Below are 4,946 nucleotides of genomic sequence, written 5' to 3' on the forward strand. Positions count from 1 at the left end.
AGCCATAGGTCTCTGAGTCCTGTGTCCGCGGGGCCGGGGACCAGGACCTGGGGTTGGTGTCGGCCCACCGGCTCCGGGCCGCTGCCGTTTCGGCGTGCGATCCGGGCGCCGCCCGCCGGACGATCGATTACCACAAAACGGTAAGATCAACGAGAAACGGCACGTTCGTGACCTGCGAGACCCACGAAATGGGGCAATAGCACAGCGGTTTCCACCTACAGGTTGGATCAGGTGAGGGAGGCGTAGACGGCGGCCGTGTGTTCGGCGGTGCGGCGCCAGGTGAACGTCCGGGCATGGGAGCGGCCCGGGGCCGGGTCGGGGATCTCCTTGAGTACGCCGATCAGTGCGTCGGTGAAGGCCTCGGCGTCCATCGGTGGGACGAGCCGTACCCCTTTGCCGGCCAGCGGGCCGACGACCTCCCGGACGGCGGGGATGTCGGAGGCGACCACCTGGGTCCCGGCCGCCAGCGCCTCCAGTGGAGGCAGGCCGAAACCCTCGTAGAACGAGGGGAAGCACAGGGCGACGGCTCCGGCGACCAGCCGGCGGAGCTGGTTCGTCGGCAGGTAACCGGTGGTGATGACCGCCCCGGTCGGCAGCCTCGACTGGTCGGGCAGCGGCCCCCATCCGGATGGCCCGACGAGCAGCAGCGGCGGGGCGTCGGCGACCTCGGCGTGCAGGCCGCGGACCGCCTCCAGCAGGGTCGGGAGGTTCTTGCGCGGCTCAAGGGTGCCGACGAACAGCAGATACCGTTCGGGCAGGCCGCGGGCGGCGAGCCAGCGCGCGGACGGCGGGGACGCGTCGAACCAGGCCGCGTCCACGCCGAGCGGGGTCACGGTCACCGTCGCCGGATCCAGCCGGTAGGTGTCGGCGATCTCGGAGGCGATCGCCGCGCTCGGGGTGACGACGGCGGCGGCGCGGCGCAGGCCGCGCGGGACCAGTTCCCGGTAGCGGGCGGACGCGGTGGAGACGGTGTTCGTGAGCTTGAGATAGGCGAGATCGTGGATGGTCAGCACACCGCGGGCGCGGCGCAGCGGTGGCAGGACGAAGTTCGTGGCGTGTACCACGTCGGCCGCGCCGGCCAGCCATTCCAGTTTCGGCGCGTCGGTGCGCGCCCATGCCTCGTGTACGAGTCGGGCCGGGATCCGGCGTGCGGCCGGCCGTACGCCCGGTGGCAGGGCTGGGGCGAACTCCTCGAGCCCGCGCCAGGTGAACGCGGTCGCGGCCACGTCCAGGCCGGGCAGTAACGGTAGTTCGGCAAGCAGATGGCCGGTGTAGTGGCCCACTCCGGTACGCGGGCCGAGCAGGGGCGTTCCGTCCAGGATGACCCGCATCGACCTCGCTCCTCTCCATGGGTACGTCCGTGAGTACCACAGTTGCCCGGCGATGCCACCCGCCGGGCTGTGGGCCGACAGGCCATGCTGCCGGTAGCTTTTGGTAGCCGGCGTGAACGGTCCTGCTGGTCGGTGTCTCTCGGTGGTCAGTACTCCCCGGTGCTGCTCATCCTGGCGGAGCATAATCGCCAAAGGTGATCACGCGGTCCTCCATGGTGATCCACTCCAGGGCTCAAAGTCCTTGGATCGTGACGACGTTGTTCGATTTTGTCTGTCTTGTTTGTTCTCTGTTGAATGGAGGGCAATCACTGAAAGTGATTGCCCTCCACCTGCCGCGACTTGCTGTAGAGGTGGTGGCGGGTGGCTGTGTCGCGCCAGCGGGTGGCGAACGCCGTGTCCGAGTACTCCTGGGCGCGGGCGATCGCGCTTGCCGCGAGTCGCCGGCGCATCCCGTCCTCGGTGGCCAGGCGCCGGCTGAACGAGGCGAGCTGCTGCGGGGAGGTCCAGCGGAAGCCGTCGAGCCCGTGCCGGACGATCTCGCGCTGGCCGGCGCTGTCGATCACCACGGGGACACATCCGCCGGCCATCGCCTCGACCGTGGTCATCCCGAAGTGCTCCGCCGTCCACGGCCGGCGGTCGACGTCCTCCCCGTAGCCGGTCGCGGACCAGAACACCGAGCAGGTGGACAGCAGCCGTTCCACCTCGTGCCGCGGGGCGTTCGGGTGGATCTCCACCGGCAGGCCGCGGGCCGCGTCCCGAATCTGTTCCAGGTAGGGGAGCTGGGAGTCCTCGCAACCGCCGACGACGTGCATCCGCCAGCCGGGCAGCGCGCCCGAACGGTACAGCTCACCGAACCAGCGCACCATCTCCAGCTGCCGCTTGGCGTGCCCCAGGCCGGGGGCGAACAGCCGCCCCACGCTCAGCACCGACCGCTCCCGCTCCTCGGCCGGTGCCAGGCGCGCCACCTGGATCGGCGGGTAGAGCAGGTCGGCGTCGGTGCGCCACAGCCGGCGGATCCAGTCCCGGGTGTAGGCCGAGTTCGCCATGACCACGTCGTAGGCGTCGAGATAGCCGAGGTCACGCGGGTCCGTGAGCAGCCAGGGGAAACGCAGCGCCACCCGGGCCCGGACGCCCTCGCGCCGGTCGGTCACCCGCGGCCGGCTGAGCGCCACCCCGAGCTGGCGAATGTCCCGGGATGCCGCCGCGCCGCCCGCGGGCCGTCCCGTCCCGTCCGCCTGGCTCGTCCCGTTCGGCGGGCTCGCCGCGTCTGATGTGTCGTCCGGCGCGTCCGGCGCGTCTGATCTATCAGGTGTATCTGAGATGCCAGGTACGTCGGGTGCGCCCGGAGCGCCTGCCGCCGCGGGGGTGAACGTCTCGCTGACCAGGGTCAGTTCGGTCCCGGTGGACGAGGCGGGCAGCGGCACGGAGATCGACGTGAACACGGTGCCGACCTCGATGTCGGCGAGGGCCTGCCCGGCCGCGTCGAGGACGCGCAGCCGTACCGTCCCGGGCGCCCCTGGCCGGCCGACGTCGGCGTGCAGCACCCGTTCGCCGCCGGGGGCGACCGAGAGGATCCCCGCGCCGTTCGACCAGACCCACTGCCGGCGGCGGCCGCCCTCGGGCGGATACCAGCCCGTCCCGTACCCGACCGCCGGACGTACGCCCCGCAGGAACGGGCTGCCGGCGCGGATCGCGGCCCGGCGCCACGCGGCCGCGTCGTGATCGGCCGGTGTCGGGAAGAAGCACAGGTACGCCGCGTGCTTCGAGCGGGGGATCAGTCGGCTCATATACGAGCCGTTGACGAACAGGTCGTACTCGGCGCTGATCTCGGCGACGGCGTCGTCGCCCCGGTCGGGCAGCAGGCGGTACCGGCAGCCGGACAGGTCGAGCCCGAGGTGGGCGCCGAGCGCGTCCAGGTCGACCGCCGAATGCCCCAGCAGGTCGACCTCGGCGCCTTCGGACGCGAGCGCCTCGGCGATCATGCCGTTGTGGCGTTCACCGCCGCCCATGGAATGCCAGAACCTGTTGTAGACGGCGGCCCGGACGCCGCCGGCCGGCCCGGCCACCGCCAGCGGGGCGCGTGTCCGCGCCGGCCCGGTCGCCGAGCTGGTTGTCGGTCCGGTCGTCATCGTCGCACCAGCCAGTTCTCCAGCTCGTGACGGCGGGTCGAGGCGGTCCGCGAGATCGCCCGCCGGCGGGCCAGCATGGCCGGCAGCAGCCGCAGGTAGGAGGCGATGACCGTCAGTCGCAGCCAGGTCGGGCGCAGCGGGGGGAGGCTGCGCGCCGTCCACGCCTGGCGCAGTGTCCGCAGCGCGATCGACGTGGTCGTCAGCGGGTAGCGGGCCACCGCAGCCACCGCGATCCGGGCGCTCGCGTCCTTGGTGAGCATCAGCAGCCGGTTACGGTCGGTGTGGAAGACGAACAGCGGTGACCATTCGACGCTGGACGCCGAGTGGACGTGCCGCAGCACCGCGTCCGGTATGTAACGGATCGTGTAACCGCGGGCGCGGATCCGCCAGGACAGGTCGGTGTCCTCGTAGTAGAGGAAGAAGTCGTCGTCGAACCAGCCGAGTTCGTGCCCGAGCCGGGTGCGGATCGCCATGCCGTTGCCGCAGGCGGTGAAAACCTCCTCGGGGCGGGTGAACTGGCCGGTGTCGATCTGCTGATAGCCGCGGTCGGCGCCGTACCCGTCGCGCAGCACGATCCCGCCGACATTGTTGATCACGTCGACGCGTGCCACGTCGCCCGGGACGGTGAACTCCACCGTGGACGGTTCGGCGCCGGCGTCCAGGGTAACCGACCCGCCGTCCCAGCTCAGCGTGACCGGTTTGGCTGCCTGGCCGGCCCAGGTGAAACCGAGTGTGACCGGGCCCCCTTCCGGGACCGGGACGCACAGCTCGCCGTCACCGCGGGTCCAGAAGAACGGCGCGTCCGGGCCACCCTCGGCGCCGAAGGTCAGCTTCTCCCACAGCACCTCCCGCAGCGTCTCCCGGCCGTCGACGGTCACCGACGACACCCGGACGCCGAGCTGGCGCGGGTCGTGCGGGCCGGGGGTGAAGGTCGGCGTCGACAGCCGCAGCCGCAGGAAGCGGGGGAGGAAGACGACCTTGCCGGTGACCGCGCCGAGCCGGTCGCCGCCGGGGGCGTCGAACGGCGCCAGCAGGTTGGCCAGCCAGTCCGGCTCGGGCACCGCGTCGTTGTTGAGCAGGGCGGCGTACGGGGTGGTGACCGCGCGTAGCGCGAGGTTGTTGCCGCCGGCGAAGCCGAGGTTGGTCTCGGAGGGCACCACCTGGACCCACGGGTAGCGCTCGGCCAGCAGGGCGCGGGAGGAGTCCGCCGACGCGTTGTCGACCACCCACGTCTCGAAGGCGAAGCCGGTGACCTGTTTGGCCAGCCCGTCCAGGCAGGCCGGGAGCAGGTGCGCGCCGTTCCAGTTGACGATGACGACGGTCACCAGCGGTTCGGCGGCCGACTCGACGGTCGGCTCCCCGGCCACGGCGGTCGGTTCGACGGCTGTGCCGGCTGGCACGGTGGCTGTGCCAGCGGGCACGGTGGTCGGGCCGGGAGCCTCGGGGGCCGGGTCGGGGGTGGTCGGGTCGCTCATCGGCGGGCCCT

The 4,946-nt window shown here is 71.8% G+C and carries 3 protein-coding genes; all 3 read right to left on the minus strand.

Features of this window, described 5'->3' with window-relative positions:
* Window positions 1–227: 227 nt before the first annotated feature.
* The gene (locus tag CM1CMNOD_RS04775; protein WP_013872530.1) at window positions 228–1,331 is read right to left on the minus strand and encodes a glycosyltransferase family 4 protein; all 1,104 of its coding nucleotides are present in this window, start codon (window positions 1,329–1,331) and stop codon (window positions 228–230) included.
* Between the two features lie 305 nt (window positions 1,332–1,636).
* Window positions 1,637–3,460, minus strand: coding sequence for a glycosyltransferase (locus CM1CMNOD_RS04780; protein WP_013872531.1), 1,824 nt, complete (start codon window positions 3,458–3,460; stop codon window positions 1,637–1,639).
* Window positions 3,457–4,935, minus strand: a complete 1,479-nt coding sequence (locus CM1CMNOD_RS04785; protein WP_013872532.1) for a glycosyltransferase family 2 protein — start codon at window positions 4,933–4,935, stop codon at window positions 3,457–3,459. Before CM1CMNOD_RS04785 ends, CM1CMNOD_RS04780 begins: the two co-directional genes overlap by 4 nt.
* Between the last annotated feature and the right edge of the window lie 11 nt (window positions 4,936–4,946).

Source organism: Protofrankia symbiont of Coriaria myrtifolia (assembly GCF_900634755.1).
Taxonomy (GTDB): Bacteria; Actinomycetota; Actinomycetes; order Frankiales; family Frankiaceae; genus Protofrankia; species Protofrankia coriariae.